This is a genomic window from Leptolyngbya cf. ectocarpi LEGE 11479 (assembly GCF_015207065.1).
Taxonomy (GTDB): domain Bacteria; phylum Cyanobacteriota; class Cyanobacteriia; order Phormidesmidales; family Phormidesmidaceae; genus Leptothoe; species Leptothoe ectocarpi.
The window spans coordinates 1-1,557 of the sequence record NZ_JADEXP010000617.1; the positions used below are offsets into that span (position 1 = coordinate 1).

General features: G+C 46.4%; 1 protein-coding gene. It reads right to left on the minus strand.

Going from position 1 to position 1,557, the window contains the following annotated elements; genetic code table 11:
- Positions 1 to 286 precede the first annotated feature (286 nt).
- The gene (locus IQ260_RS30490) at positions 287 to 1,402 is read right to left on the minus strand and encodes a restriction endonuclease subunit S (protein ID WP_193996786.1); all 1,116 of its coding nucleotides are present in this window, start codon (positions 1,400 to 1,402) and stop codon (positions 287 to 289) included.
- Positions 1,403 to 1,557: the final 155 nt, after the last annotated feature.

Genomic DNA, 1,557 nt, shown 5'->3' on the forward strand with positions numbered 1-1,557 from the left:
TAGCTGACCCGGTGATGATTGTCGGTACATTTCCCTGGTTAGGTGCAAGGGTTTTGAGCATTTTAGCTGATTTCCTTTGCACCTAATCAGGGCGTAATAGCCGGTAACCCTTATCAGGCTTACGTAGCTATCTTTTCAGCAAGCCCTACGTATCCACAACCTTTTGTCGTAAATCAATTGAATAAGGCTTCATAGCGAGGTAAGTTCAATCTGTTGAATAGTACTAAAGTTTTACCTTATCTGCTTGGGAAACGCTATATCAGTTTTCAAGGCAGCTTCTTTAAGACTAATCATAGGCGGTCTCCAGGGTAGCAGCAGGTGAATCACTGGCAGGGGCTTTCCAGTCTCGGACGTCTATTTTTCCGGTGACAGCAGCGGAGATTAGGGCTGAGCGACGTTCTGAGAGCAACGACTGTGTTTTGAGTGCCTCTGATATCAAAGCTTCTAAGTTATCTAAAACAGACTTTAGTTGAGCAACAATGTGTGATTGCTCTGGCAGAGGTGGCAAAGCTAATGGTGTTCGACGTAAAGCATCCAGAGTGATTTCCTTGAAGGTTGCACCTTTAGACATGAAGCCAAAATAAGCTTGAGCAGCTTCAGCCCTTATCGCTAATAATAGGTAGTCTGCTATCACAGAAACACCTGGACTCACCTTGGCTGTTCCTTGTGTTAGGTTAGCTCCTTCCAATTCAGGAGGTACTGGTAAACACTTCCCGACAGTTGCCCGTATCGCAATAACGATGTCTCCGGTGCTTACCTTAGAGCGTTGATAAGAAGAATCAATCTCGGGCGAAGTTCTGGAATACCCCTCTAAGGGGAGTTCATCACCTGCCATATCACTGGTTTTAATATATGGAATTCCATTTTCCACTTCTGGACCTGCTTGAACAATTCCGTAAGTAATTGAGGTGGCGGGATCAATAATATGTTTCAGTTGTTTCACCTCCCAATGCTTGGGCACTGCGCCAATCCACTCGACGCCGGAGTCTCTCATGGGGGTGGTGGGGTCGAGACCCTTGGTGACCGCATGGGAAATCACCGCCTGCCGCTTTTCCTTTAGCAGCTCGATCAGCCGCTCCTGCTCCGCGATCAAGGCGTCAATGCGGGCAGTCTCGTGGTCTAAGTATGAAAGAATCTGTTGTTGCTCACTCACGGATGGGAGTGGCAAACTCAAACTCATTATGTTGGTTGCCGAAATGGAAGCTAAATTAGTGCTCTGCTTAGCATTTAAGTGAAAGTAAGTGCGTGCTTGTTCGCTTTGAGTAAAAGTTGCTAACCAGTCAGGTCTAAGATCTTCATTCGGGCGAATAGCAAAAACGTGGTTTTGATGCAGACATGGCGATATTTGCCCATGCCAGACAGTTCCTCTGCCAAGTTTGTCATTATCGCCACCTTCGTTCATTAGAACATCGCCTGCTCTCAAGCTATAGCTCACGGTTCGCTAGAAAATATAGGAGAATAGCGAATAGCGTAATAATGCCCAAAATCGTATCCCAGCCAAGCAATGGCCCAGTTGATCAGTAACGAACGCGTCGATGATATCCCACTGCTATTAAG